General features: G+C 73.5%; 19 protein-coding genes and 2 pseudogenes. 16 read left to right on the top strand and 5 right to left on the bottom strand.

Translation table 11 applies throughout. The features are described from left to right. Both AB0K65_RS27550 and AB0K65_RS27545 read left to right on the top strand, forming a co-directional pair. Positions 1-264 (top strand): annotated as a pseudogene (locus AB0K65_RS27550) (hypothetical protein); the annotation flags it as partial. Continuing rightward, positions 204-1052, top strand: a complete 849-nt coding sequence (locus tag AB0K65_RS27545; RefSeq protein ID WP_365721105.1) for a tetratricopeptide repeat protein — start codon at positions 204-206, stop codon at positions 1050-1052. The pseudogene AB0K65_RS27550 and the gene AB0K65_RS27545, both read left to right, overlap by 61 nt. Positions 1053-1107: 55 nt before the next feature. Here the strand turns inward: AB0K65_RS27545 and AB0K65_RS27540 are convergent, their stop codons facing one another. Next, on the bottom strand, positions 1108-2394 hold the full coding sequence (locus tag AB0K65_RS27540; protein ID WP_365721098.1) for a DUF1015 domain-containing protein: 1287 nt from the start codon (positions 2392-2394) through the stop codon (positions 1108-1110). An 84-nt stretch (positions 2395-2478) separates the two neighbouring features. On the opposite strand from AB0K65_RS27540, the gene AB0K65_RS27535 reads away from it, so the two are divergent. The 4 genes from AB0K65_RS27535 to AB0K65_RS27520 all read left to right on the top strand — a co-directional run bounded on the left by AB0K65_RS27535 (position 2479) and on the right by AB0K65_RS27520 (position 6809). Continuing rightward, positions 2479-3543 carry an HAD-IIA family hydrolase gene (locus tag AB0K65_RS27535; RefSeq protein ID WP_365721097.1) on the top strand — a complete coding sequence of 355 codons (1065 nt, stop codon included), beginning with the start codon at positions 2479-2481 and terminating at the stop codon, positions 3541-3543. 322 nt (positions 3544-3865) lie between these two features. Beyond that, the gene (locus tag AB0K65_RS27530) at positions 3866-4831 is read left to right on the top strand and encodes an iron chelate uptake ABC transporter family permease subunit (RefSeq protein ID WP_365721103.1); all 966 of its coding nucleotides are present in this window, start codon (positions 3866-3868) and stop codon (positions 4829-4831) included. Further along, positions 4828-5862 (top strand): iron chelate uptake ABC transporter family permease subunit, encoded by a 1035-nt coding sequence (locus tag AB0K65_RS27525; protein WP_365721095.1) that lies wholly within the window; start codon positions 4828-4830, stop codon positions 5860-5862. Before AB0K65_RS27530 ends, AB0K65_RS27525 begins: the two co-directional genes overlap by 4 nt. Before the next feature lie 41 nt (positions 5863-5903). Next, a complete protein-coding gene (locus tag AB0K65_RS27520) occupies positions 5904-6809 on the top strand; it encodes an ABC transporter ATP-binding protein (protein ID WP_365721101.1) in 906 nt (301 codons plus the stop codon). On the opposite strand, the gene AB0K65_RS27515 is transcribed toward AB0K65_RS27520, so the two are convergent. Further along, a complete protein-coding gene (locus tag AB0K65_RS27515) occupies positions 6798-7145 on the bottom strand; it encodes an SCP2 sterol-binding domain-containing protein (protein ID WP_365721093.1) in 348 nt (115 codons plus the stop codon). The two genes, AB0K65_RS27520 and AB0K65_RS27515, sit on opposite strands and share 12 nt — an antisense overlap. 333 nt (positions 7146-7478) lie before the next feature. On the opposite strand from AB0K65_RS27515, the pseudogene AB0K65_RS27510 reads away from it, so the two are divergent. The 5 genes and pseudogenes from AB0K65_RS27510 to AB0K65_RS27490 form a co-directional block, all read left to right on the top strand. Next, positions 7479-7706, top strand: a pseudogene (locus tag AB0K65_RS27510) (hypothetical protein); the annotation flags it as partial. 7 nt (positions 7707-7713) lie between these two features. Continuing rightward, positions 7714-8529: a TlyA family RNA methyltransferase gene (locus AB0K65_RS27505; protein ID WP_365721091.1), complete on the top strand. Its 816-nt coding sequence runs from the start codon at positions 7714-7716 to the stop codon at positions 8527-8529. Then, positions 8526-9428 (top strand): NAD kinase, encoded by a 903-nt coding sequence (locus AB0K65_RS27500; protein WP_365721089.1) that lies wholly within the window; start codon positions 8526-8528, stop codon positions 9426-9428. The genes AB0K65_RS27505 and AB0K65_RS27500 overlap by 4 nt, the downstream gene beginning before the upstream one ends. 156 nt (positions 9429-9584) lie before the next feature. Further along, positions 9585-11312: a DNA repair protein RecN gene (recN, locus tag AB0K65_RS27495; protein WP_365721100.1), complete on the top strand. Its 1728-nt coding sequence runs from the start codon at positions 9585-9587 to the stop codon at positions 11310-11312. A 411-nt stretch (positions 11313-11723) separates the two neighbouring features. Continuing rightward, on the top strand, positions 11724-12815 hold the full coding sequence (locus AB0K65_RS27490) for a glycosyltransferase family 4 protein (protein WP_365721087.1): 1092 nt from the start codon (positions 11724-11726) through the stop codon (positions 12813-12815). A 127-nt stretch (positions 12816-12942) separates the two neighbouring features. On the opposite strand, the gene AB0K65_RS27485 is transcribed toward AB0K65_RS27490, so the two are convergent. After that, positions 12943-14595, bottom strand: coding sequence for a PucR family transcriptional regulator (locus AB0K65_RS27485; protein ID WP_365721085.1), 1653 nt, complete (start codon positions 14593-14595; stop codon positions 12943-12945). Between the two features lie 161 nt (positions 14596-14756). On the opposite strand from AB0K65_RS27485, the gene AB0K65_RS27480 reads away from it, so the two are divergent. Both AB0K65_RS27480 and AB0K65_RS27475 read left to right on the top strand, forming a co-directional pair. After that, a complete protein-coding gene (locus tag AB0K65_RS27480) occupies positions 14757-16283 on the top strand; it encodes an APC family permease (protein ID WP_365721083.1) in 1527 nt (508 codons plus the stop codon). Between the two features lie 30 nt (positions 16284-16313). Then, the gene (locus tag AB0K65_RS27475; RefSeq protein WP_365721081.1) at positions 16314-17999 is read left to right on the top strand and encodes an NAD(P)/FAD-dependent oxidoreductase; all 1686 of its coding nucleotides are present in this window, start codon (positions 16314-16316) and stop codon (positions 17997-17999) included. Positions 18000-18002: 3 nt separating this feature from the next. Here the strand turns inward: AB0K65_RS27475 and AB0K65_RS27470 are convergent, their stop codons facing one another. Continuing rightward, positions 18003-19397: an FAD-binding oxidoreductase gene (locus AB0K65_RS27470; protein ID WP_365721079.1), complete on the bottom strand. Its 1395-nt coding sequence runs from the start codon at positions 19395-19397 to the stop codon at positions 18003-18005. A gap of 92 nt (positions 19398-19489) precedes the next feature. Further along, on the bottom strand, positions 19490-21292 hold the full coding sequence (locus AB0K65_RS27465) for a glycoside hydrolase family 15 protein (RefSeq protein ID WP_365721077.1): 1803 nt from the start codon (positions 21290-21292) through the stop codon (positions 19490-19492). A gap of 438 nt (positions 21293-21730) precedes the next feature. Between AB0K65_RS27465 and AB0K65_RS27460 the strand changes: the two genes are divergently transcribed. From AB0K65_RS27460 to AB0K65_RS27450, 3 genes are all read left to right on the top strand, one after another. Next, on the top strand, positions 21731-23380 hold the full coding sequence (locus AB0K65_RS27460; protein ID WP_365721075.1) for a CTP synthase: 1650 nt from the start codon (positions 21731-21733) through the stop codon (positions 23378-23380). A 79-nt stretch (positions 23381-23459) separates the two neighbouring features. Beyond that, positions 23460-24089, top strand: a complete 630-nt coding sequence (locus AB0K65_RS27455) for an NUDIX hydrolase (RefSeq protein ID WP_365721073.1) — start codon at positions 23460-23462, stop codon at positions 24087-24089. 360 nt (positions 24090-24449) lie between these two features. After that, a complete protein-coding gene (locus AB0K65_RS27450; RefSeq protein WP_365721071.1) occupies positions 24450-26435 on the top strand; it encodes a tetratricopeptide repeat protein in 1986 nt (661 codons plus the stop codon). Positions 26436-26553 lie beyond the last annotated feature (118 nt).

The following is a 26553-nucleotide window of genomic DNA, read 5'->3' as shown; positions in this document are numbered from 1 at the left end:
TCCGTCGTGATGACCGTCGCGATGAGCGTCCCTCCTTCCGTCGTGATGACCGTGGTGGCGACAACCGTGGTGGCGGCGGTTTCCGGCGTGACGACCGTCGGGACGACAACCGAGGTGGGTACCGCGGCCGGGATGACCGTGGTGGCTACGGCCGTCGGGACGACCGTGACAGGGACCGTCCGGACCGGGCGCCGATCAAGCGGCTGCCGATTCCCGCGGAGGTCACCGGTGACGAGATCGACCAGGATGTGCGGCAGGAGCTGATGAGCCTGCCCAAGGGGCTGGCCGAGGACGTCGCCCGCAACCTCGTCATGGTCGCCAACCTGATCGACGAGGACCCGGAGCAGGCGTACGAGTACTCCCGTATCGCCCTGCGCCTCGCCTCCCGCGTCGCCGCCGTGCGTGAGGCCGCCGGCTTCGCCGCGTACGCGACGCAGAAGTACTCCGAGGCGCTGGCCGAGTTCCGGGCCGCCCGCCGGATGAACGGTGGCGTCGAGCTGTGGCCCGTCATGGCCGACTGCGAGCGTGGGATGGGGCGCCCCGAGCGGGCGCTGGCGATGGCCGGAGAGCCGGAGACGCAGAAGCTCGACAAGGCCGGACAGGTCGAGATGCGGCTCGTCGCCGCCGGTGCCCGCCGGGACATGGGGCAGCTCGACGCGGCCATCGTGACCCTGCAGAGCTCCGAGCTGGCCTCCACCGCCGTGCACCCCTGGACCGCGCGGCTGCGGTACGCCTACGCGGACGCCCTGCTGGCGGCCGGCCGCGAGGACCAGGCGCGTGAGTGGTTCGCCAAGGCGCTCGAAGCCGACAAGGACGGGGCGACGGACGCCTCCGACCGTCTCGCCGAGCTGGACGGAGTCGAGTTCGTGGACGTCATCGACGAGACCGTGGTCGATGTCGACGCCGACGCCGACGCTGACGTCGATGGCGGTCTCGCGCCCGAGACGGAGACCGTCGTCGAGGCGGACGACGTCGACGACGAGCTTGCCGACGACGAGGACGACGAGGACGACGAGGACGATGACGAGGACGACGAGGGCCCCAAGGCCTGACCTCGCGTGACGAAGGGCGGCACCCCCGTGGGGGTGCCGCCCTTCGTCGTACCCCTCAGTCCAGGGCCAGGCTTCTGAGGACCAGGCCCGTCGCCGGTTTCGGGCCGAAGGACGTCGACTTGCGGGGCATGGTGACGCCCTGCCGTGCCAGGTCCCGTACGACCTCCTCGCGTACCGGATGCATCAGCACCGCCGTGCCGTTCCGGCGCTCGGCCTGGTCGACGGCGGCCTCGGTGTCGTGGATGTAGGCGATGTCCTCGGCGGCGTCCGGGATGCGCCACACGTGGTCGAGGAGGGTGGCGTGCAGGACCGTGGCGTCCAGGGTGCGCCAGGCGTCGGGGCGGTCCGCGCGGACCGTGCGGGCGAGCAGGTCCGGGGCCGGCCTGTCGACCAGGTGGAACGCCCCGTCGCCGGCCAGGAGGAAGGCGTTGCCTTCGGAAGCTGCGGACGCCAGGGCCTCCAGTGCGGTGGGCAGCGGCCCGTCCACGCGGCGGACGCGGAAGTCGTCGCCGAGGGCGGCGAGCGCGTCGGCGACCGGGAGGCGGTTCAGCAGGCGGTGGATGGCGCGCACGCGCAGGGGATAGCGGGCGGTGTCGATGAGGAGCACCAGGCCGTAGTTCCACGGGCCGGGGGAGGCGTGTTCGTCCCGCAGCCTGAGGTAGGTCGCCCAGCGGTGGTGGCCGTCGGCGATGAGGGCCTGGTGTTCGGCGAGGCCCGCACTGACCGCGGCCACGTCCGCCGGGTCGGTGACGGACCACAGGCGGTGGCAGAAGCCGTCCTCCGTGGTCGTGGACAGCAGCGGTTCGCCCTGGGCGGTGCGCTCGATGACGTCGGCGGCGCCGTCGCCGTCCCCCCGGTACGTGAGCAGGAGCGGCTCCAGGTTGGCGGCCGTCGTCCGCATCAGCGCCGCACGGTCCTCCACGATGTGCGGCATCACGTCCTCGTGCGGGAGCACGACGCCCTCGGCCGGGGCGGACAGCTCCAGCGCCCCGATCACGCCGCGCTGCAGGATGCCGTCGCCGTGCTGTTCGTACACGTACAGCGCGGGTTCCGGGTCGGGGGCGAGGACACCGTCGGCGATCCAGCGGTCCAGGGTGACCGCGGCCTTGCGGTGGCGGGTGCCGGCCGTGATGGCCTGCGGGAGGATCAACCGGACGATGTTGTGGGGGTCGGCGGACTCGAGGTGGAGCAGCCCGTCGGGCCGTACGACGACGTCGTACGGCGGGGAGGTCACGGCGGCCAGGCTGCCGACCCGTTCGGGGACGTAGCGCAGTCCCCGGAAGGGGAACAGGCGCAGACCGTCGGCGCGGACGTCATCGGCCGCGGGACCTGAGGTGTTCATTACGCAATCGTAAGTGTGCGGTGGCTATGAGCGATGATCGGGGGCAGCGGGGAGTACGCGACGCGACGTGAGGAGTACGAGGTCATGGATGACGGCGAGGGCGGCGGCGGTCGGGGCCGGCAGGGCAGGAACCGGCCCGGCGGCAGCGAGCGTCCGCTGAGCGAGGTGTACGACACGGCGCTGCTGGACCTGGACGGCGTGGTGTACGCGGGCGGGGAGGCGATCCCGTACGCGGTGGAGGCGCTGGGCGAGGCGCGGGACGGTGGCATGCACCTCGCGTACGTCACCAACAACGCGCTGCGGACGCCGGACGCCGTGGCGGAGCACCTGACGGAGCTGGGGGTGCCGGCCGAGCCGGGGGACGTGATCACCTCCGCGCAGGCCGTGGCCCGGCTGATCGCCGACGACGTGCCCGAGGGTGCCCGGGTGCTGGTCATCGGGGGCGAGGGGCTGCGGGTGGCGCTGCGCGAGCGGGGCCTGGTGCCGGTGGAGTCGGCGGACGAGGAGGGTCTGGCGGCGGTGGCGCAGGGCTACGGAGGGCCGGACATGCCGTGGGGGCGGTTCGCGGAGGCGAGTTACGCGGTGGCCCGGGGTGTCCCGTGGTACGCCTCGAACACGGACCTCACCATTCCCGGCGCGCGGGGGATCGGGCCGGGAAACGGGGCCGCGGTGGAGGTCGTACGGATCGCCACGGGCGGGGAGCCGAAGGTGGCGGGGAAGCCGCTGCCTCCGATGCACCGGGAGACCGTGCTGCGGACCGGGGCCAAGCGGCCGCTGGTCGTGGGAGACCGGCTGGACACCGACATCGAGGGGGCCTTCAACGGCGGTGTGGACTCGCTGCTGGTGCTCACCGGCGTGACGGACGTGGCGCAGCTCCTGGCGGCGGTGCCGGAGCACCGCCCGACGTACGTGGACGCGGACCTGCGGGGACTGCTCGCGGGGCAGCCGGAGGTCGTCGACACGCAGGACGGCGGGTTCGCCTGCCGAGGCTGGACGGCTTCGGCGAGCGGGGGAGCGCTGGTGCTCCACGGGGAGGGGGACGACATCCTGGACGGGGTGCGGGCGCTGTGCGCGGCGGCCTGGTCGGAGGCGGGCGCCGGAGCCTGCGGTCTGGACGCGGGCAAGGCGCTGGAACGGCTCGGGCGCTGAGCGACCGGAGGTGATCGGCCGGGTCGGGGGCCGTCGGTGCGCGTGCTTGCCGGCGCGCGGGCCGTCGGTACGCGTGCTGGTTGGTGGTGGGGGGCGTCCGGCCGGCGTCGGGGTCGAGGGCGGGCTCAGGACGGGGAGGGTGGTGCGGCGCACCGGCAAGGCGCGGGGCGGACAGGCCGGTTCGGCGCACCGGGCGGATGGTCGAGATAGCAGGGTAGGCTAACCTAACTCCGTGTTGGTCGAGAGTCGTTCCCCCGCGAGCGCGGAGCCGACGAGTCCCGCCCAGCCGCCGGCGCGCAGGAACTCCGCGCGCGCCGTCGGGCTGGTGGCGGCCGTCGGAGTCCTGCTGCTGGTCTGTGTCCTGAGCATCATGATCGGCGCCAAACCGGTGCCGATCGGCGATGTCTGGCACGGGCTCTTCCAGAACAGCGGCATCGGAAACGACGTCATCATCCACGACGTCCGGGTGCCACGGACCCTCCTCGGCCTGCTCGTCGGCGTCGCGCTCGGCCTGTCAGGGGCCGTCATGCAGGGCCTCACCCGCAACCCGCTCGCCGAGCCCGGTCTCCTGGGTGTCAACGCCGGCGCCGCGGCCGCCGTCGTCTCCGCGATCTCGTTCCTCGGGATCACCGACGTCTCCGACTACGTCTGGTTCGCGTTCCTCGGCGCCGCGGTCGTCTCCGTCGTCGTGTACGTCCTCGGCGGGAGCCGCAGCGCCACCCCGGTGCGCCTGGCGCTCGCCGGGACCGCCGCCACCGCCGCGCTCTACGGCTTCGTCAACGCCGTCCAGTTGCTGAACTCCGCCGCCCTCGACCGGCTCCGCTTCTGGACCGTAGGGTCGCTCGCCTCCGCCGACATGGAGACCGTGCGGCGGGTCGCCCCCTTCATCCTCGTCGGCGTCGTCCTCGCCCTGCTCATCGCCCGGCCCCTCAACGCCATGGAGATGGGCGACGACACGGCCCGCGCCCTCGGCGCCCACCTCAACCGCACCCGGATCATCGCGATGGTGTCCGTCACGCTGCTGTGCGGCGCGGCGACCGCGGCCTGCGGCCCCATCGTGTTCATCGGGCTGATGGTCCCGTACCTCGTGCGCGCCCTCACCGGCCCCGACATGCGCTGGATCCTCCCGTACGCCGCCGTGCTCTCGCCGGTCCTCCTCCTCGGCTCTGACGTGATCGGACGGCTCGTCGCCCGCCCCTCCGAGCTCCAGGTCGGCATCGTGACCGCGCTCGTCGGCGGCCCCGTCTTCATCCGACTCGTACGCCGCAAGAGGATGGCCCAGCTGTGACCACCAAGTCGATACGGACCGGGGGCGGGCTCTCCGTCCGCTACGAACCCCGCGTCGCCGTCTCCGTGCTCGGGCTGCTCGTCCTCACCCTCGCCTCCGCCGTCGTCATCCTCGGCACCGGCGACTTCCCCATCGCGCCCGGCGACGTCGTCACCACCCTGCTCGGGGACGGCACCGCCGTGCAGGAGTTCGCCGTCATGCAGCTGCGGCTGCCGCGGATCCTCGTCGCCGTCTTCGTCGGCGCCGCCCTCGGCATCGGCGGCGCGGTCTTCCAGTCCGTCTCCCGCAACCCGCTGGGCAGCCCCGACGTCATCGGCTTCGGCCAGGGCGCCACCGTCGGCGCGCTCACCGTCATCGTGCTCTTCCAGGGCGACGCGCTCGCCGCCGCCGGAGGAGCCGTCGTCGGCGGTCTGGTCACCGGTGCCGCGATCTACCTCCTCGCGTGGAAGCGCGGGGTGCACGGCTACCGTCTCGTCCTCGTCGGCATCGGCGCGGCCGCCATGCTCACCGCCGTCATCCACTACCTCATCACCAAGGCCGACCTGGTCGACGCCACCCGCGCGGTGGTCTGGATGACCGGATCGCTCGACGGCCGCGACTGGACCCAGTTCTGGCCGCTGTTCGGCGTCTGCTGTCTGCTGCTGCCGCTGGTCCTCGCCCACGGGCGGTCGCTGCGCATGCTGGAGATGGGCGACGACGCGGCGTTCGCGCTGGGCGTGCGGGTCGAGCGGACCCGCATCGTGCTGATGGGCTCCGCCGTGACGCTCGTCGCCGTCGCCACGGCCGCCGCCGGACCCATCGTCTTCGTCTCCCTCAGCGCCCCCCAGCTGGCCCGCCGGCTGACGCGCTCCCCCGGCCCCAACCTCGGCGCCTCCGCCCTCATGGGCTCGGCGCTGCTCCTGGTCGCCGACTGGACCGCGAGCAACGCCTTCGGCGAGCGTCAGCTGCCGGTCGGTGTCGTCACCGGCATCCTCGGCGGCTGCTACCTGCTCTGGCTGCTCGTCACCGAACGCAAGGCGGGCCGGATATGAGCGCCGACACGAACCTCGACAAGAACAACAGGAGTACGGGCATGGACGGTCAGAGTCAGACGCAGCGGCTCAGCGCCGAGTCGGTCACCCTCGCCTACGACCAGCGGATCATCGCCCGTGACCTGTCCGTCGCGATCCCCGACAACTCCTTCACCGTCATCGTCGGGCCCAACGCCTGCGGCAAGTCGACCCTGCTGCGCGCCCTGTCGCGGATGCTCAAGCCCAGCGAGGGCCGGGTCCTGCTCGACGGACAGACCATCCACACGATGCCCGCCAAGAAGGTCGCCAGGACCCTCGGCCTGCTGCCCCAGTCCTCCATCGCGCCCGACGGCATCACGGTCGCCGACCTGGTGGCCCGCGGCCGGTACCCCCACCAGGGGCTGCTGCGCCAGTGGTCGCCGGAGGACGAGCGGATCGTCCAGGAGTCGATGGCCGCGACCGGTGTCGGGGAGCTGGGGGAGCGGTACGTCGACGAGCTGTCCGGCGGTCAGCGCCAGCGGGTGTGGATCGCGATGGCGCTCGCCCAGCAGACGCCGCTGCTGCTGCTCGACGAGCCGACGACCTTCCTCGACATCCAGCACCAGATCGACATCCTCGACCTCTGCGCCGAGCTGCACGAGACCCAGGGCCGGACGCTCGTGGCCGTGCTGCACGACCTGAACCACGCCGCCCGGTACGCCACCCACCTCATCGCCGTGCGGGGCGGCGAGGTCGTCGCGGAGGGGCCGCCGTCCGCGGTCGTGACCGCCGAGCTCGTCGAGCGGGTCTTCGGGCTGCGCTGCCAGGTCATCGACGACCCGGAGACGGGGACACCGCTGGTGGTCCCGGCGGGGCGCAAGGCCCGGGGCCGGGCGCCCGGCGGACAGGCGACCGGCGGGGCGGACGCCGGGAGCCCGGAGGCCGGCGGCCAGGGGTCCGGCAGCCGGGCGTCCGTCCTACAGAAGTGACCGCAGCCGCAGCAGGTCGCGGAAGCCGGCCTCCAGCCTGACCCGGCCCGAGGCCCAGGCCTTGGCGAAGTTCAGCTCGCCGGCCACCATCGCCACGAGGTCGTCGCCGGTCATCGCCAGGCGGATCTGCGCCTTGCCGGGCGGCGGGCCCTCCACCGTGTCCTGCACCTCGATCCGGCCGCCCTCCAGGCGGCCGGTGAAGGTCGTGTCGAGGTCCGTGATGTGGCAGCTCAGGGTGCGGTCGAGCGCGGCGGCGCCGCGGACCTCCCCGTCCGCTCGCGCGAGGTTGTCCGAAAGTCTGTCGAGCGCGCTGCGGCACTCCATGATCGTGGCCATCGTGATCGACGTTACCCCAGGGCTTCGCGATAGCGTCGGGGGATGAACGACGCGATGCCGGAGCCGCAGCCGGCGCCCCCGCCGCGGCCGGCGCCGCCCGCGCCCCGGTCGCTCACCGATCCCCCGCCGGCGACGGCCGAGGACCGGTGGCTCACCGAGCCCTCACCGGCGCCACCCGCGCCCCGGTCGCTCACCGAGCCCCCACCGGCGACGGCCGAGGACCGGCGAGGCGGGGCGGAGGCGGGCCCGGACGGCCGCGGCCCTGACGGCACCGGCCCCCACGCCACCAGCACCGCCGACCCCGACGCCGTCGGTCGCCTCGCGGACGCCGACTACGCACCCGCCGGGCCCGCGCCCCTCGGTGTCGAGCGCGCCGAGACCGGTCACCCCGGCGTGGACGCCCTTCTCGGCCGTCTCGCAGACGCCGACCACCTCCCGGCGGACGGACACCTGGAGGTGTACGAGGATGTACACCGGGGGTTGCGCGACGAGCTGACCTCGCTCGACGCCGTACGCCCCGGACCGAACCCCCCGTCCGACCCGAACGACCACAGGAGCTGAACCGAACGTGGCAGGAGTGGCACGCCGCCGACTCGACGCCGAGCTGGTACGCCGTAAGCTCGCGCGCTCGCGCGAGCACGCCGGCCAGCTGATCGCCGCGGGGCGGGTGACCGTCGGCAAGACCGTCGCGACCAAGTCCGCCACGCAGGTCGAGACGGCCGCGGCCATCGTCGTGGCCCAGGACGACGACGATCCCGACTACGTCTCCCGCGGCGGCCACAAGCTGGCCGGAGCCTTCGCCGTCTTCGTCCCCCAGGGGCTGAAGATCGAGGGACGGCGGGCCCTCGACGCCGGGGCGTCCACCGGCGGCTTCACCGACGTCCTGCTGAGGGCCGGCGCCGGGCACGTCGTCGCGGTCGACGTCGGCTACGGTCAGCTCGCCTGGTCGCTGCAGAGCGACGAGCGGGTCACCGTCAAGGACCGCACCAACGTCCGGGAGCTGACGCTCGACGCGATCGACGGACAGCCGGTCGACCTCGTCGTCGGAGACCTCTCGTTCATCCCGCTCGGCCTCGTCCTGCCCGCCCTGGCGGCCTGCACCGCCCCCGGCGCGGACCTCGTGCTCATGGTGAAGCCGCAGTTCGAGGTGGGCAAGGAGCGGCTCGGCACCGGCGGTGTGGTCCGCAGCCCCGAACTGCGGGCCGACGCCGTACGGAACGTGGCGCGGCGGGCCGGCGAGCTGGGGCTCGGAGTCCTCGGCGTCACGGCCAGCCCCCTGCCGGGGCCCTCGGGCAACGTCGAGTACTTTCTGTGGCTGCGGGCCGGGGCGCCCGCGCTCGATCCGGCGGATGTCGACCGCGCCGTGGCGGAGGGACCTCGTTGAACACAGGTACGCGTACCGTCTTCCTGCTCGCGCACACCGGCCGTCCGGCCGCCGTGCGCAGTGCCGAACTCGTCGTCCTGGGACTGCTGCGCAGCGGGATCGGCGTGCGCGTACTCCAGGCGGAGGCGGCCGATCTGACGCTGCCGCCGTCGGTCGAGATGGTGCCGGAGGCGCGCCCCGACGCGCTCGACGGCTGTGAGCTGCTCGTCGTCCTCGGCGGCGACGGGACGCTGCTGCGCGGAGCCGAGTTCTCCCGCGCCTCCGGCGTGCCCATGCTCGGCGTGAACCTGGGCCGGGTCGGCTTCCTTGCCGAGGCCGAGCGCGACGACCTGGACAAGGTCGTGGACCGGGTGGTCACGCGGGCGTACGAGGTCGAGGAGCGGATGACCCTCGACGTCGTCGTGTACGAGAACGGCGACGTGCTGCACCGGGACTGGGCGCTGAACGAGGCGGCCGTCCAGAAGGTGTCCCCGGAACGCATGATGGAGGTCGTGGTCGCCATCGACGGGCGCCCGGTGACCGGCTTCGGCTGCGACGGAGTGATCTGCGCGACTCCCACGGGCTCCACGGCGTACGCGTTCTCGGCGGGAGGACCGGTGATCTGGCCGGAGGTCGAGGCGCTGCTGATGGTGCCGATCGGTGCGCACGCCCTGTTCGCGAAGCCCCTGGTGACCACGCCGGAGTCGGTGCTCGCGGTGGAGGTCGAGCCGCACACCCCGAACGGCGTGCTGTGGTGCGACGGTCGCCGGACCGTCGAACTCCCGGCCGGAGCGCGGGTGGAGGTGCGGCGCGGAGCCGTGCCCGTGCGGCTGGCCCGGCTGCACCACGCGTCGTTCACCGACCGTCTCGTGGCGAAGTTCGCCCTGCCGGTCTCCGGCTGGCGCGGCGCGCCGCACTGAGGGCCGGCGCCCGGCGCGCCGGCCGGCCGCCCGCTCCGGGCGGCCCACTCCCACGGGTGACAGACGCCGCGGCGACCTGCGGGTTCGGGCTGTTCCGGCAGGGGTCGTCGCACAGCGGGGGCCGGACCTCGTAAGGTCTTCCCCGTGTTGGAGGAGATGCGGATACGGTCGCTCGGGGTCATCGACGACGCGGTGGTCGAGCTGTCACCCGGTTTCACCGCGGTGACCGGCGAGACCGGCGCGGGCAAGACGATGGTCGTGACCAGCCTGGGGCTGCTGCTCGGCGGGCGCGCCGACCCGGCCCTCGTGCGGATCGGCGCGGCGTCGGCCGTCGTCGAGGGGCGGATCAGTGTGGCTCCGGGCGCCAGCGCCGCCGTACGGGCCGAGGAGGCGGGCGCCGAGCTGGACGACGGCGTGCTGCTCGTCAGCCGGACGATCTCGGCCGAGGGCCGCTCACGGGCCCACCTGGGCGGGCGCTCGGTGCCCGTCGGACTGCTCGCCGAGCTCGCCGACGAACTCGTCGCGGTGCACGGCCAGACCGACCAGCAGGGCCTGCTCAAGCCGGCCCGGCAGCGCGGGGCCCTCGACCGGTACGCGGGCGACGCCGTCGCCGTCCCCCTGGCCGCGTACGGGGAGGCGTACCGGCGCCTGCGGGCCGTCGTCACCGAACTGGACGAGATCACCACCCGCGCCCGCGAGCGGGCGCAGGAGGCCGACCTGCTGCGCTTCGGGCTCGGTGAGATCGAGGCCGTCGAGCCGCTCCCCGGGGAGGACGTCGAACTCGCCGCCGAGGCGGAACGACTCGGCCACGCCGAGGCCCTCGCCTCCGCCGCCGCGCTGGCGCACGGCGCGCTGGTCGGTGACCCGGAGGACCCGGAATCCGTCGACGCGACCACCCTGGTCGCCGGGGCCGGGCGCGCGCTCGACGCCGTACGGTCGCACGACCCGGCGCTCGCGGCGCTGGCCGACCGGATCGGGGAGATCTCCATCCTGCTCGCCGACGTCGCCGGGGAGCTCGCGGGATACGCCGACGACCTGGACGCCGATCCGCGGCGGCTCGCCGTCGTGGAGGAGCGGCGCGCGGCGCTGACCCAGCTCACCCGGAAGTACGGCGAGGACGTCTCCGCCGTCCTCGCCTGGGCGCAGGAGAGCGCGGCGCGGCTCACCGAGCTGGAGGGCGACGACGACCGGATCGGCGAGCTGGAGACCGAACGGGACGCGCTGCGGGCCGAGCTGTCGGTCCTCGCGCAGGCGCTCACCGACGCCCGTACGGAGGCGGCCGCCCGGTTCGCCGACGCCGTCACCGCCGAACTGGCCTCCCTCGCCATGCCCCACGCCCGGGTGTCCTTCGACATCCGACAGACGGAGTCCGTCGACGAGGCTTCGGGTGTCGAGGTCGGCGGCCGGAGCGTGGCGTACGGCCCCTCCGGCGCCGACGAGGTCGAGCTGCTGCTCGCCCCGCACCCGGGAGCCCCGCCCCGGCCGATCGCCAAGGGCGCGTCCGGCGGTGAGCTGTCGCGAGTGATGCTCGCCGTCGAGGTGGTCTTCGCCGGTACGGACCCGGTGCCGACCTACCTCTTCGACGAGGTCGACGCGGGCGTCGGCGGCAAGGCGGCCGTGGAGATCGGCCGGCGGCTCGCCAAGCTCGCCAAGTCGGCGCAGGTGGTGGTCGTCACGCACCTTCCCCAGGTCGCGGCCTTCGCGGACCGCCAGCTGCTGGTCGAGAAGACCAGCGACGGGTCCGTGACCCGGTCCGGCGTCACCGTCCTGGAGGGCGAGGACCGCGTCCGCGAACTGTCGCGGATGCTGGCCGGCCAGGAGGACTCCGAGACGGCCCGCGCCCACGCGGAGGAACTCCTGGCCACGGCCCGCGCGGACGGCTGATGCCGCGTCCGGGGCGCGCCGCCCGGCCGCGGACTGCGGGTGGTCCGGCCGCGGACTGCGGGTGGCCCGGCCGCGCGGTGACCCCGGTCGGCCGGTGGCCCGGCCGCGGACTGCGGGTGGCCCGGCCGCGCGGTGACCCCGGTCGGCCGCTGCCCCCCTGCCGGGCGGCCCACGGGCCGGCCGCCTTCCCGGGCGGCTCACGGCCAGGCGGCTCCCGTCGGCGCGCGCCGGAGGCGGAGGTCTCCCCGACTCCCGGCTGTCGCCCGGCGTCCGGTGTCAGCCCGATGCGGGGGCGCGCTCACCCGTGTGGGTGATCCGGTTCGGCGTGTTGCGGCGCCGGACACCGGAACGACACGACAACGAAGCGTCTTCGGTGCCGGAACGTGCGTACGGACTGGCATCCTTGGGCGCGTGACACAGCTCCGTACGGTCCAAGTGCTGGGCGGCGGCAGCGCGGGCAGCAGCGCTCACGTCAGATCACTTGCCTCGGGGCTGGTGGCGAGGGGCGTGCGGGTGACCGTCTGCGCCCCGGCCGAACTCGATCGCGTCTACGACTTCATCGGTGCCGGCGCGCGCTTCGTCCCCGTCCCGCGCCGCAACGACCCCGCGACGGTCGCGGTCCTCCGCAACGCCTGCGTCGGCGCGGACGTCGTGCACGCCCACGGACTGCACGCCTCGGTCCGGGCGGTGCTGGCCCTGGCGGGCGGCGCCGGGCGGGCGGCGCCGTCGCTCGTGACGACCTGGCACACCCGCAACCACGTGGAGGGCGCGCGGGGCGGGCTGCTGCGGCTCCTGGAGCGAAGGACCGCGCGGACGGCGGCCGTCGTGCTCGGAACGTCCTCGGACCTGGTCGACCGGGCGCGGCGGCGAGGCGCGCGGGACGCGCGGCTGGCACCGGTGACCGTGCCCGCCTCGCGGGCGCCGGTCTGCCTGCACGACGGGAAGGCGCGGGCGGAGCTGGGCGCGGTGGACCGCCCCCTTCTGATGGCGGTGGGCGCGCTGGAGCCCGAGCGGGGGTACGGGATGCTGCTCGACGCGGCCCGCCGCTGGCGCGACCTGGACCCGCAGCCGCTGCTCGTGATCGCGGGGGAGGGACGCGAACGGGCGGCGCTGCAACGGCGGATCGAGGCCGAGCGCCTCGCGGTCCGGCTGATCGGCCGCCGGGACGACGTGGCGGAGCTGCTGGCCGCCGCCGACATCGCCGTCCTGCCGTCGCGATGGGAGGCCCGTTCCCCGCTGGCGCAGGAGGCCCTGCGGCTGGGGGTGCCGCTGGTGGCGACGGCGGTCGGCGGTGTCCCGGAACTCGTCGGAGACGCCGCCGAGTTGGTGCCCTGGGGGGACGCGGCGGCGCTCGCGGAGGCGGTGCGGGGGCTGCTGGAGGACACCGACCGCCGGATGGACCTGGCGGCGGCGGGCCGGGTGCAGGCGCGGACATGGCCGACGGAGGACGAGACGATCGCGCACGTCCTGAGCGTCTACGACGAGCTGGCGGGGCGACGCTAGGGCGTGTTTCGAAAGGAGCGCCGTCCGCCCGAAGGGCGGGCGGGACTTTCGAAACACGCCCTAGCCGCCATCGCGTCGCCCCACCGGTGTGAGCAGGGGACGGGAGCGGCCCCGGCGGCACGGCCCCCTACGCGGTGTGCCGCCGTGCCCGGAGGGCCAGTGACAGGGCCAGGACCGTCTGAGGGTCGTCGAGGTCCGTGCCGAGGAGTTCGGAGATGCGTGCCAGGCGGTTGTAGAGCGTCTGGCGGTTCAGATGCAGCTCCCGTGCCGTCTCCGCCTTGCGGCCCGCGTGGGCCAGGTACGTCTCCAGCGTCGGCAGCAGGGGTGGGCGGGAGGTACGGTCGTGGTCGCGCAGCGGACCGATCGCGCGGTCCACGAAGGCCGCCAGATCCGGGTGGTCCCGCAGGCGCCACAGCAGCAGGTCGATGTCCAGGCGCCGGGCGTCGTACCACGGGCGGTCACCGAGGCCCTGCGCCGCCGTCGCCGTCTCCGCCGCGTGGCGCAGGCTCGCCGATGCCGCCGCCCAGCCGCCCGCGATGCCGACCACGATCACCGGCGCGGGCGTTCCGGCCCGGGACCAGGCTCCGCCCGGGGCCGCCCCCGCGAGCCCCGCCCGCTCGACCCCCGCCCGCAGCGCCGCCGCGACCCGGTCCGCCACCGCCGTACGCTCCGACTCCGACCGCAGGCCCAGCAGCAGCGGCACCCGGCCCTCGACGGGACGCACGCCCAGCAGCACCGGAACGCCCACCGACGCCAGCTCCTCCAGCACCGCCCGGGCGAGCAGCGCCCAGTTCCCGGACGGGGAGAGTTCGGGAGCCAGGCGCATGACCACCGGCAGCAGCGGCCCGTCCCCCGGCTTGAAGCCGAGCACCCGCGCCTGCGCCGGCGCGTCCTCCGGCGTGATCCGGCCCTCCGCCAGGTCCGTCAGGAAGTCGCCCCGGCCCCGGGCGGCCAGCTCCTCCTCCTGGCGCGCCTGCATGAGGACGACCGCCAGCAGGCCCGCCGCCCGCTCCGCCGCCATCCGGTGGACGAGGGACAGGGGGCCGGAGACGGCGAGCAGGGCGAGCCGCGCGCGGACCGCGCCGGTGCCCGGCCCGCCGCCGCCCGGCACGTCCACCAGGACCGCCCCGGCGGGCGGGCCCGACTCCCGGGCCGCCCGCTGGCCGCGCAGCCCGTCCCAGACCTGGAGCGGGTCCGCGGGCGCCGACTCCGTCCCCGCCGCGTACAGCAGCTGGCCGTCCGCCGTCTCCAGGAAGACCGGGTTGGCGGTGAAGTCGGCCAGGATCCCCAGCACCTGCGGCACACCGCCTCCGCCGAGCAGCGCCTCCGTGCACCGCCGGTGCACCTCCTCCGCCTGCCGCAGGAGGGCGTAGTGCCCGTTGACGATCTCGGTGTGGATCTCCTCCGTGACCGCCACGAACGGCACCTCGCGGTGCAGCTGCACCAGGGGCAGGCCCGCCGCCCGGGCCGCCTCCACGATCGTGGCGGGCAGCCGCGAGAAGCGCGGCCCCAGCTCCACGACGAGCGCGGCGATGCCCCGGTCCGCGAGGCGGCGCACGAAGGCGCGTTGTTCCGCCGGGCGCGTACCGAGCCCGAGGCCCGTGGTGAGCAGCAGCTCACCGCCCTTGAGGAGCGACGCGATGTTCGGCACCTCGCCGGCGTGCACCCAGCGCACCGTGCGGTGCAGCCGGTCCCCGCCGGCGACGACCTCCGGGAGTCCGCCGCGCAGCCCGGGCAGTTCCAGCGCCCGCTGCACGGTGATCCCGCCCTGACTGTCCATGGGCCCGGACGCTACCCGCGTCCCCGTTCGCCTGACATCACCCGGCGGACACGGAGGCCGACAGTTCGTCCGGCAGGGCGACAACTCGTCGCCCCCGGAAGCCATTTGCACGACCCCCTGTCGATTGTGGCGTACGTCACCCCGGAGGATGCTCTCCCGCCATGGCAGAGAACTCCCCTCCAGGTCCCCCCGCTGTCCACCGGCTCAAGGCGAACTCGGTCGGGCTCGTCGGCGTCGTCTTCATGGCCGTCGCCACCGCCGCCCCGATCACCGCGATGACCGGCAACCTCCCCATCGCCGTCGGTTTCGGCAACGGCACCGGAGCCCCCGCCGGCTACCTCTTCGCGACGCTCGTCCTGACCGTCTTCTCGGTCGGCTACGTCGCCATGGCCAAGCGGATCACCGCCGCGGGCGCCTTCTACGGCTACATCTCCCACGGCCTCGGCCGGATCGCCGGCATGGCCTCGGGCATGCTCGCCGTCCTCGCCTACATCGTCTTCGAGGCGTCGATCGTCGGCGTCTTCGCCTACTTCACCCAGACCACCGTCGCCGATCAGCTCGGCGTGGACCTGCCCTGGATCGTCTACGCGGCGGCGATGCTCGCCGTCACCGCAGTCCTCGCGCACTTCGACATCAACCTCACCGCCAAGGCGCTCGGCGTGATGCTCGTCGCCGAGATCGCGGTGCTGTTCGCCGTCGCCACCGCCGTGCTGATCTCCGGCGGCGGCCCCGACGGCATACCCGTCGAGCCCGTCAACCCCAAGAACGCCTTCACCGGCGCCTCCGCGGGACTCGGTCTCTTCTTCGCCTTCTGGTCCTGGGTCGGCTTCGAGTCCACCGCCATGTACGGGGAGGAGTCCCGAGACCCCAAGAAGGTCATCCCGCGCGCCACCCTGGTCTCCGTCATCGGAGTCGGCCTCTTCTACATCTACGTCTCCTGGATGACGATCGCCGGCAACGGCCTCGCCGGCTCGGTGGCGCTGTCCTCCTCCGCCACACCCCTGGAGCTCTTCTTCGCCCCCACCCGGTCCTTCATCGGAGCATGGGCCGTCGACGCCTTCCAGTGGCTGCTGCTCACCGGCTCCTTCGCCTGCGGCATGGCCTTCCACCAGTGCGCCTCGCGCTATCTCTACGCCATCGGCCGGGAGGGCTTCCTCCACCCCGCCCTCGGCCGTACGCACGCCCGGCACGGGTCGCCCTACATCGCCTCGTACGTCCAGAGCGCCATCGCCGTCGTCCTCGTCGGCGCCTTCTGGCTCACCGGCCAGGACCCGTACATCCACCTCTACACCCTGCTCGCGATCCTCGGCACGATGGCGATCCTCATCGTCCAGACCCTCTGCTCCTTCGCCGTCATCGGCTACTTCCGCAAGAACCACCCCGAGGACCGGCACTGGTTCAGGACCTTCACCGCGCCGCTGCTCGGCGGCGTCGGGATGATCGCCGTCGTCGTGCTGCTGATCCTGAACATGGAGACGGCCGCGGGACTGGCCGCCGACTCCCTCTTCTTCGCCGCGATCCCGTGGATCGTCGGAGCGGTCTTCCTCGGCGGCCTCGGCCTCGGCCTCCACCTCAAGGCCAGGCGGCCCGAGCGCTACGAGATCATCGGCCGGATCGTCCTGGAGGACGCCACCGAACGCGCCGAGGAGCCCGAGCGGCCGGCCCCCGCCGCCGCGTCCACCAACTGATCCCTTCACCCACCAGCCCAGGAGAGCCCCATGGCACGCACCCACCTGATGCACCTCCTGAAGAACCTGGCAGCCGAACACGCCGACGCCCGACGGCTGGGAATCCCCGTGGCCGAGCTGCGCGGCGCGCGGCGCGAGTCGGGGGACCCCTCGGCTGGCGGCCGGGGAGGCTCCGACGCCGTCGGCAGGAGATCCCTCCTGAAGTACGCCGCCGCGGCCGGCCTCGCGGCCGGTACGGGCGTTTCCACCGCCGCCCACGCCGCCACCCGGCCCGCCGCCCCCGCCCCCACGCTCGCGAGCGGCGCCCGGATCGCCGTCGTCGGCGCCGGGATCTCCGGCCTCACCGCCGCACTCACCCTCCAGGACGCCGGCCTGGCCCCCACGCTCTACGAGGCGGACCCCGCCAGGGTCGGCGGCCGCATATGGACCCAGCGCGGCCACTGGGCCTACGGACAGACCTCGGAGATCGGCGGGGAGCTGATCGACACCAGCCACAAGAAGATCCTGGCGCTCTGCCGCCGCTTCGGCCTTCCCGTCGAGGACTTCCTGGGCGGCGGGCCCACCGGCGCCGAGGAGGTCCTCTGGTTCGGCGGCGCCTACTACCCCCGTCACCAGGCGGACGAGGACTTCAAGGCCGTCTACCAGTCCCTGCGCCGCGACCTCTCCGAGGCGGGGGAGGTCACGTGGAACAGGACCACTCCCACCGGCACGGCGCTCGACAACATGTCGATATACCAGTGGATCGAGTCCCGGGTCCCGGGCGGGCACTCCTCGCCGCTCGGCCGGTTCATCGACGTCGCCTACAACGTGGAGTACGGCGCCGACACCACCGAGCAGTCCTCGCTCGCCCTGGTGCTGCTCATGGGCTACCAGACCAATCCCGGCAACTTCAACATCTGGGGGCTGTCCAACGAGCGCTACCACATCACGGGCGGAAACGACCGGCTGCCGAACGCCGTCGCCGCCGCCCTCAGCCCCGGCACCCTGCGCCACGGCTGGGCCCTCACCGCCGTACGGGCCAACGCGGACGGCACCCAGACGCTGACCTTCACCGAGGCCGGCGCCGTCCGGACCGTCACCGCCGACCACACGGTCCTCTGCCTCCCGCTGCCGATCCTCAAGGGACTCGACCTGACGCGGGCCGGCTTCGACCCCCTGATGACGAACCTGCTGCGCGACGCGCGGATGGGGCACTGCACCAAGCTCAACATGCAGTTCGCCACCCGGCCCTGGCGCGGCCAGGGAGCATGGCCGGGCGTCTCGGCCGGCGACTGCTTCACCGACACGGCCGTGCAGCAGACCTGGGACACCACCAAGATCCAGGGCGGTACGGGCGGCATCCTCATCCAGTACGGCGGCGGCGGCCTCGCCCGGGCGCTCACCCCGGCGGGACCGTTCTCCACCGAGTCCGACCCGTACGTACGCGACCTGGTGGCCCGTCACCTCGCGGGCGTCGACGCCTTCTTCCCCGGCACCTCCGCGGCCTACACGGGCCGCGCCCAGCTCTCCGCATGGCATCGCGACCCCCACACGCTGGGCGCGTACTCCTGCTGGCCGGTCGGCTACCTGCACCGCTACGCCGGCTACGAGGGCACCGCCCAGGGCAATGTCCACATCGGCGGCGAGCACTGCAGCTACGACTTCCAGGGCTTCATGGAAGGCGGCGCCACCGAGGGGGAGCGGGCCGCCCGGGAGGTGATCGACGCCCTGAGGTGAGCGTCAGGCGGCCGCGGCCGGCGTGATGTTGTGGTTGAAGCGGAAGACGTTGTCGGGGTCGTACGCGGCCTTGACGGCGGCGAGCCGGCGGTAGTTCTCGGCGCCGAAGCCGGAGACGACCCGCTGATCGCCCTCGGCGCCGATGAAGTTGAGGTAGACCGCGTCGATCGACCACGGCCTCGCGTCGGCCCGTACGTCGCGCACCCAGGCGACGACCCGGTCGTCGTCCTCCGGCTTCTCCCAGGTCGCGAAGGGATGGACCGCCCAGGGCGCGGTCCGCCAGGGCAGCGGGTAGCCGGTGGGGCCCGCCGCCACCGCGCCGCCCATCGGGAACAGCACGTGCTGGGTGGCGGTGGGCATCGGGATCCTCGCCGCGCGGGAGCAGAAGGCGTCGACCGCCTCGTCGGGGAACTCGCCGAGGTACTCCGCCGACCAGTAGTTCCGCAGCCCTGGCGGGTCGTCGATCATGCACTGGAGATCCGCGTAGGGGATGTCCGTGACGAGCTCGACCTCGGGCCGCAGCGCGAGCAGGGGCGCGGCCAGTTCGTGGACCTCGTCGACCGGACCCGCGTACGTGATCAGCGCGGCGCAGACGAGCGTGCCCACCAGGTGCTCGGGGATGAAGGGTTCGGGTGGGGCGGGGAAGTAGATCATGCCGCCGCCGGCCTCGGCGGGAGCGGTCGCGAACACGTCGCGGAAGGCGCGGCCCACCTCGGGGGCGGCCTCCGGGCGGTAGAACAGCATGGCCATGCTCATGGCCGGAAGCGCGTGCAGCCGCAGGGTGAGGGAGGTGGCGACCCCGAAGTTCCCGCCGCCGCCGTGCAGGGCCCAGAACAGCTCCGGGTTCTCCCGTTCGCTCGCCACGACGTGCTTGCCCTCCGCCGTGACCAGCTCGGCGGCCACCAGGTTGTCGCAGGCCAGACCGAACTTCCGTTCCAGCCAGCCCGATCCGCCGCCCAGAGTGAACCCGCCGACGCCGGTGGTCGACGCCCGCCCGCCGGTGGTGGCGAGACCGAACGGCTGGGCCGCCCGGTCCAGATGGCTCATGGTCGCGCCGCCGCCGACCCGTACGGTCATCTCCTCGCGGTCCACGGTCGCCGCGTGCATCCGGCGCAGGTCGACGACCAGGCCGTCGTCGGCGACGGACGCCCCGGCGACGCTGTGCCCTCCGCCGCGCACCGCGATCGGCAGCTCCGTCGCGCGGCCGAAGAGGACGGCGTGGGAGACGTCCGACGGGTTCGCGCACTGGGCGATGACCGCCGGACGGCGGTCGATCATGGCGTTGTGGACCGTCCGGGCCTCGTCGTAGCCCGGATCGCCGGGGACGAGGACCTCACCGGCCAGATCCGCGCGGAGGGCGGTGAGGGCGGCTTCGGGAACGGTGTGCGGGGGAGCCATGGGAAGCCCCCCTTTCCGCGGGGGGACAGGACCATCTCATCGTAGGGCGGCGGGCGGCGGTCCGCCGCCCGGCCGCCCCCGGCCCGCGCGGCTCAGCCGCCGTACGCCCCGCTCGCCGTCAGCCGCAGCGCCGTGTCGATGAGCGGGACGTGGCTGAACGCCTGCGGGAAGTTCCCCACCTGGCGCTGGAGCCGCGGGTCCCACTCCTCCGCCAGCAGTCCCAGGTCGTTGCGGAGCGAGAGCAGCTTCTCGAACAGCCTGCGGGCCTCGTCCACCCGGCCGATCATCGCCAGGTCGTCGGCGAGCCAGAACGAGCAGGCGAGGAACGCGCCCTCGTCGCCCTCCAGGCCGTCGACGCCCGCCTCCTCGCCGGCGGTCGGGTAGCGCAGTACGAACCCGTCCTCCGTGGACAGCTCCCGCTGGATCGCCTCGATGGTGCCGATGACCCGCTTGTCGTCGGGCGGCAGGAAGCCCATCTGCGGGATCAGCAGCAGGGAGGCGTCCAGCTCCTTGGAGCCGTACGACTGCGTGAAGGTGTTGCGGTCCTTGTCGTAGCCCTTCTCGCAGACGTCCCGGTGGATGTCGTCGCGCAGCTCCCGCCAGCGCTCCAGGGGGCCGTCCGCGTCCCCGGACTCGATCAGCTTGATGGTGCGGTCGACCGCCACCCAGGCCATCACCTTGGAGTGCACGAAGTGGCGGCGCGGGCCGCGCACCTCCCAGATGCCCTCGTCCGGCTGGTCCCAGTGGGTCTCCAGGTAGCGGATGAGCTTCAGCTGGAGCAGGGAGGCGTAGTCGTTGCGCGAGAGTCCCGTCATGTGGGCCAGGTGCAGGGCCTCGGTGACCTCGCCGTACACGTCGAGCTGGAGCTGGTTGGCCGCGCCGTTGCCCACCCGGACCGGGCCCGAGTTCTCGTACCCGGGCAGCCAGTCCAGCTCGGCCTCGCCCAGCTCGCGCTCGCCCGCGATGCCGTACATGATCTGCAGGTTCTCCGGGTCGCCGGCGACCGCGCGCAGCAGCCAGTCCCGCCAGGCACGCGCCTCCTCGCGGTAGCCGGTGCGCAGCATCGACGACAGGGTGATCGCCGCGTCGCGGAGCCAGGTGTAGCGGTAGTCCCAGTTGCGGACGCCGCCGATCTCCTCCGGCAGGGAGGTGGTCGGCGCGGCGACGATCCCGCCGGTGGGCGCGTACGTCAGCGCCTTGAGCGTGATCAGCGAGCGGACCACCGCCTCGCGGTAGGGGCCGTGGTACGTGCAGTGCGCGACCCAGTCGCGCCAGAAGTCGGCCGTCGCCTCCAGCGAACCCTCCGGGTCCGGCAGGGCGGGCGGCTCCTTGTGCGAGGGCTGCCAGCTGATGGTGAACGTGATCCGGTCACCGGGCGTGACGGTGAAGTCGGAGTAGGTGGTGAGGTCCTTGCCGTGGGTCTCGATCTCGGTGTCCAGCCACACGGAATCGGGCCCGGCGACGGCGACCGTACGGTCCCCGACCTTGTGCACCCACGGCACCACCCGGCCGTAGCTGAACCGCATCCGCAGCGCCGAGTGCATGGGCACCCGTCCGGAGACGCCCTCGACGACCCGGATCAGCTGGGGCGCGCCGTCACGCGGAGGCATGAAATCGGTCACCCGGACCGTGCCGCGCGGCGTGTCCCACTCCGATTCCAGGATCAGCGAGTCGCCGACGTAGCGGCGCCGGTCGGCCGGCGGCGGCGTGGCGCCGTCCGGTACGGCGGGTGCCACCCGCCAGAAACCGTGCTCCTCCGTACCGAGAAGCCCGGCGAAGACGGCATGCGAGTCGAAGCGTGGAAGGCAGAGCCAGTCGACGCTGCCGTCCCGGCAGACCAGTGCGGCGGTCTGCATGTCTCCGATGAGTGCGTAATCCTCGATGCGCCCGGCCACGTGCTATCTCCAGTCGAACGGCCACGTCCGCCCCGCGGGGCGCTTGCTACAGATGGTGCCAGCAGTCAAGGGATGGTTGACGAGCTCCACGCTTCCGGTTGACTGGCGGGGTACTGCCGATGGCCGGTTCGGCTCGGCAGGGAGTGTCCGAGCAGGATACGACGCACCCTAAGCAGGCGCGGCAACGCCCTTGTAACGGCGTTGCGCCGAACGGGTGAGGCTGTCGTGACCTGTGGTGTAGCCGTCCGTATGCGCCCGACTGCCCCGTGTGGCCGGAAGCGGTCTCCCTTCGTCGCTGATACCCTGGTACCCCGTGGACCGGTGGGAAACGGCGAAAGCCGAGGCCCCCGAAACCGCAGCGACGGCACCCCCCGATTCTTCCGGAGGGGAAGCCGGTACGCACCTCCAGAACGCGACCACGGGAGCCCCCTCTTGGCGATGCCGCCCAAAACCACGACGACCAAGCACATCTTCGTCACCGGGGGTGTCGCCTCCTCCCTCGGCAAGGGCCTGACCGCCTCCAGCCTGGGTGCGCTCCTCAAGGCGCGGGGCCTGCGGGTCACGATGCAGAAGCTCGACCCGTACCTGAACGTCGACCCCGGCACGATGAACCCGTTCCAGCACGGCGAGGTGTTCGTCACCAACGACGGCGCCGAGACCGACCTGGACATCGGCCACTACGAGCGCTTCCTCGACGTCGACCTCGACGGCTCCGCCAACGTCACCACGGGCCAGGTCTACTCCCAGGTCATCGCCAAGGAGCGGCGCGGCGAGTACCTCGGCGACACCGTCCAGGTCATCCCGCACATCACCAACGAGATCAAGTCCCGGATCCGCCGCATGGCGACCGACGACGTGGACGTCGTCATCACCGAGGTCGGCGGCACCGTCGGCGACATCGAGTCGCTGCCCTTTCTGGAGACCGTCCGTCAGGTCCGCCACGAGGTCGGCCGCGACAACGTCTTCGTCGTGCACATCTCGCTGCTGCCCTACATCGGCCCCTCGGGCGAGCTGAAGACCAAGCCGACCCAGCACTCGGTCGCCGCCCTGCGCAACATCGGCATCCAGCCCGACGCGATCGTGCTGCGCGCCGACCGCGACGTCCCCACCGCCATCAAGCGCAAGATCTCGCTGATGTGCGACGTGGACGAGGCCGCCGTCGTCGCCGCCATCGACGCCAAGTCGATCTACGACATCCCCAAGGTGCTGCACACCGAGGGCCTGGACGCCTACGTCGTCCGCAAGCTCGACCTGCCCTTCCGCGACGTGGACTGGTCCACCTGGGACGACCTGCTCGACCGCGTCCACAACCCCGACCACGAGGTCACCGTCGCGCTCGTCGGCAAGTACATCGACCTGCCCGACGCGTACCTCTCGGTCACCGAGGCCATGCGGGCCGGCGGCTTCGCCAACAAGGCGCGCGTCAAGGTCAAGTGGGTCACCTCCGACGACTGCAAGACGCCCGCCGACGCGCAGAAGCAGCTCGGCGACGTCGACGCCATCCTCATCCCCGGCGGCTTCGGCGACCGCGGCGTGAGCGGCAAGGTCGGCGCGATCCGCTACGCCCGCGAGAACAAGGTGCCGCTGCTCGGCATCTGCCTCGGCCTGCAGTGCATCGTGATCGAGGCCGCCCGGAACCTGGCAGACATCCCCGAGGCCAACTCGACCGAGTTCGACCCCGCGACCGCGCACCCCGTCGTCTCGACGATGGAGGAGCAGCTCGCGTACGTCGAGGGCGCGGGCGACCTGGGCGGAACGATGCGCCTGGGCCTCTACCCGGCGAAGCTGGCCGAGGGCTCCATCGTGCGCGAGGTCTACGCCGACCAGCCGTACGTCGAGGAGCGCCACCGCCACCGCTACGAGGTGAACAACGCCTACCGCGCGGAGCTGGAGAAGAAGGCCGGCCTGGTCTTCTCGGGCACCTCGCCGGACAACAAGCTGGTCGAGTACGTCGAGTACCCGCGTGAGGTCCACCCCTACCTGGTCGCCACCCAGGCCCACCCGGAGCTGCGCTCGCGCCCGACGCGTCCGCACCCGCTCTTCGCCGGCCTCGTCAAGGCCGCCGTGGAGCGCAAGACGGGCAAGTAGGCGCCAGCGGCTAACGTTGCCGGGGTACGGGGTCCTCAGGGATTCCGTACCCCGGTTTTTCGTGTGTGGGAGGACGCAGATGGAGTTGCAGGACACCCCGGAGGAGTGGCAGGTCGTCGCCACGACGACCCCCTTCCAGGGCAACAAGACGAGTGTCCGCACGGACGACGTGGTCATGCCGGGCGGCACGGTCGCGCGCCGCGACTACCAGGTCCACCCCGGCTCGGTGGCGGTCGTGGCCCTCGACGAGCGGGACCGGGTGCTGGTGCTGAAGCAGTACCGGCACCCCGTGCGGATGAAGCTGTGGGAGATCCCGGCCGGGCTCCTGGACGTGCCGGGCGAGAACCCGCTGCACGCGGCGGAGCGCGAGCTGTACGAGGAGGCGCACGTCAAGGCCGAGGACTGGCGGGTCCTGACCGACGTCTACACGACGCCGGGCGGCTGCGACGAGGCGGTACGGATCTTCCTGGCCAGGGACCTCTCGGCGGCCGAGGGCGAGCGCTTCGAGGTCGCCGAGGAGGAGGCCGACATGGAGCTGGCCCGCGTCCCCCTGGACGACCTGGTCCGCGGCGCCCTCGCGGGGGAGCTGCACAACAACTGCCTCGTGGTGGGCGTCCTCTCGCTGGCGGCCGCGCGCGCGGTGGAGGGCGGCGTCGACACCCTGCGCCCGGCGACCTCGCCGTGGCCGGCCCGTCCGTTCGAGGCGTAGGGCGCAGCCCTCGGGCCACCGGGGTGCCGGGCATCCCCGGCACCCCGGTGGCCAGGCGCGGTCGGCCTGGCGGTGCGGGCCCTTGGTCCGGCGGTCCGGCCCAGCGGTCCGGCGCCTGCGGCCGTGCGGTTCCGGTCCGAGGTCTTCGGTCCGGCGCCGTCGGCAGGGTGGTTCCTGTCCGGAGTCTCGGTCCGGTGCGGTCGGCCGTGCGGTTCCGGTCCGACGATCTGCTGATCCGATCGGGGGACGTGTCCGCCGCGCTCCGCCGGGTAGGGACCATGCCCTGAACTACGCTCGGCATCGCCCGCGCGGAGATCCCCGCGGGATCGGCTCGTGCGCAGGTGGACGGGAGCGTGGCCCGTGACGGATCAGGCGGTGACAGCGGGCGGGGTGCGGCGATTCTTCGGGCGGCAGCGGGAGTTGAAGGCCCTGGGCGCGGACATCGAACGGACCGGGCTCGACACCCTCGCCGGCCGCAAGGCCCCCCGCGCGCGCGTCCTGCTGATCGCCGGGCGGCCGGGCTCCGGACGCACCGCCCTCGCGGAGGAGCTGGTGGCCGCGCTGGGCGAGCGGTACCCCGACGGGGTGTACCGCGCCCGGCTCACCGAGCCCGGCGGCGACCCCGTCCCCACCGCCCGGGCGGCCCGGGGCCTGCTCCAGGATCTCGGTGTCGACGAACCCCCCGGCGCCGCCGAGGACGAGCTGACCGGACTGGTCCGCGACGCTCTCGCGGACCGGCGGACCGTCCTGGTCCTCGACGACGCGGTCGACGCCGAACAGGTCGACCCGCTGATCCCCGACAACCCCGAGGCCCTGGTCGTCGCCGTCGCCAGGGGCCCCCTCACCGGCATCCCGGACGTCCGCCCCTGCACGCTCGGCGGCATCGACCCCAAGTCGGCCATCGAGATGCTCACCACCTACACCGGCTCGGTGCGCGTCACCGTCGACCCGCAGGCCGCCGAGACGCTCGCCGAGGAGTGCGGAGGCCAGCCCGCCGCCCTGGTCCTCGCCGGCGGCTGGCTCGCCGCCCGGCCCAAGGCGTCCGTCGCCGATCTCGCCAAGCGGCTGCGCGCGCTCCCGGGCGACCCGCTGACCCGTGCCTTCCGCCTCGTCCACGAGTCCCTGCCGGCGCCGGCCGCGCGGACCCTGCGGCTCCTCTGCCTCGCCCCGCTCGGCCGCGCCGACGCCCACACCGCCTCCGCCCTGGCCGGCTGCTCCGTCTCCGCGGCCGCCACGACGCTCACCGACTTCGTGGCCCTCGGGCTGGTCAGGGAGGGCGACGGAGGGCAGTACGAGGTGCCCGCGCACCTCGTGCCCCTGCTCCGCGCCGAGCTGGAGGAGCGCGACAGGACCGCCGAGGTGCAGCTCGCCCGGGCCCGGATGCTGGAGCGGACCGTACGGCTCCTCCAGTCCTGCCGCGCCGTCACCGAACCCGAGGGGTCCGCCGCCCGCAGGAACCTCGCCGGCCTGCCCCGAGCCCTGCGCTTCCCCAACGTCCCCGCCGCGGCCGAGTGGCTGGAGAGCCGCAGGCCCGTCCTGCTCGCCTCCGCCCGGCTCGCGGTCGCCGACGGGGACCTCGACACCCTGGCCCGCCGTCTGGTCGCCGCCCTGGTCCGGGCGCTCGCCGCCCACCGGGGGGCCGAGGCGGCGGCCCCGGACCTCTACGGGCTGCACCGGCTGGTCCTCGACGTGGCCGAGCGCCGGGGACTGCACCGGGAGCGGGCCGCCGCCCTGCTGAACCTGGCCGATCTGGACGCCAGGACCGGCCGGACCCGGGAGGCGCTAGCCCGCTACCGGGCCGCGCTGGACGCCGGGCGGGCCGCGAACGACCCGTACGCCATCGGCCGCGCGATGGAATCCGTAGGCGGCTCCTACCAGGAGCTGGGGGACTGGCAGCGGGCCGGCGACTGGTACGGCCGCGCGCTCGCCCAGCGCCTCGCCCGGGACGAGCGGGCCGACCAGGCCCGGCTCTACGCACGGCTCGGCGCGGTGCACACCTACGCGGGCCGCTACGGCGAGGCCCTGCGGAACTGGCGCGCCGCCGCCGCGGGCTACCGCCGCCAGGCCGATCTCCCCGGCTACGCGCGGGCGTTGAGCGAGGCGGCGCGGGTCCAGGAGTACGCCGGGCGTCCGCAGGATTCGCTGCGGACGTGCGAGGAGGCCGTGGAGTGGGCCCGCCGTGCCCAGGACGTGCGGCTCCAGGCGGCCCTGCAGCTGCGGCTGGCCGACACCCTGGACCGGCTCGGGGATCCCGCCGCCGCCCGTCTGCACCGCTCGGCTGCCGAAAGACTCCTTGGAACCGACAGCTCCGCCTACGAAATCCGCAGTGCTCCTCTCGAAGATTGATGCTTTGCAAGGCTAGACAGCGGGAACTCCTTCATTAGACTGGGTGAGCCGCGTTCGATCGCGGTCTGTCCCGGTGCGCCATGGTGCAGCCGGGTATGTATCGCAGTGCCCCCAGTTA

It is taken from the genome of Streptomyces sp. NPDC053755 (assembly GCF_040677675.1).
In the GTDB taxonomy this organism is placed as follows: Bacteria; Actinomycetota; Actinomycetes; order Streptomycetales; family Streptomycetaceae; genus Streptomyces.
Note: the sequence above shows the minus strand (reverse complement) of the source record. Positions and strands in the feature narration are given on the sequence as shown.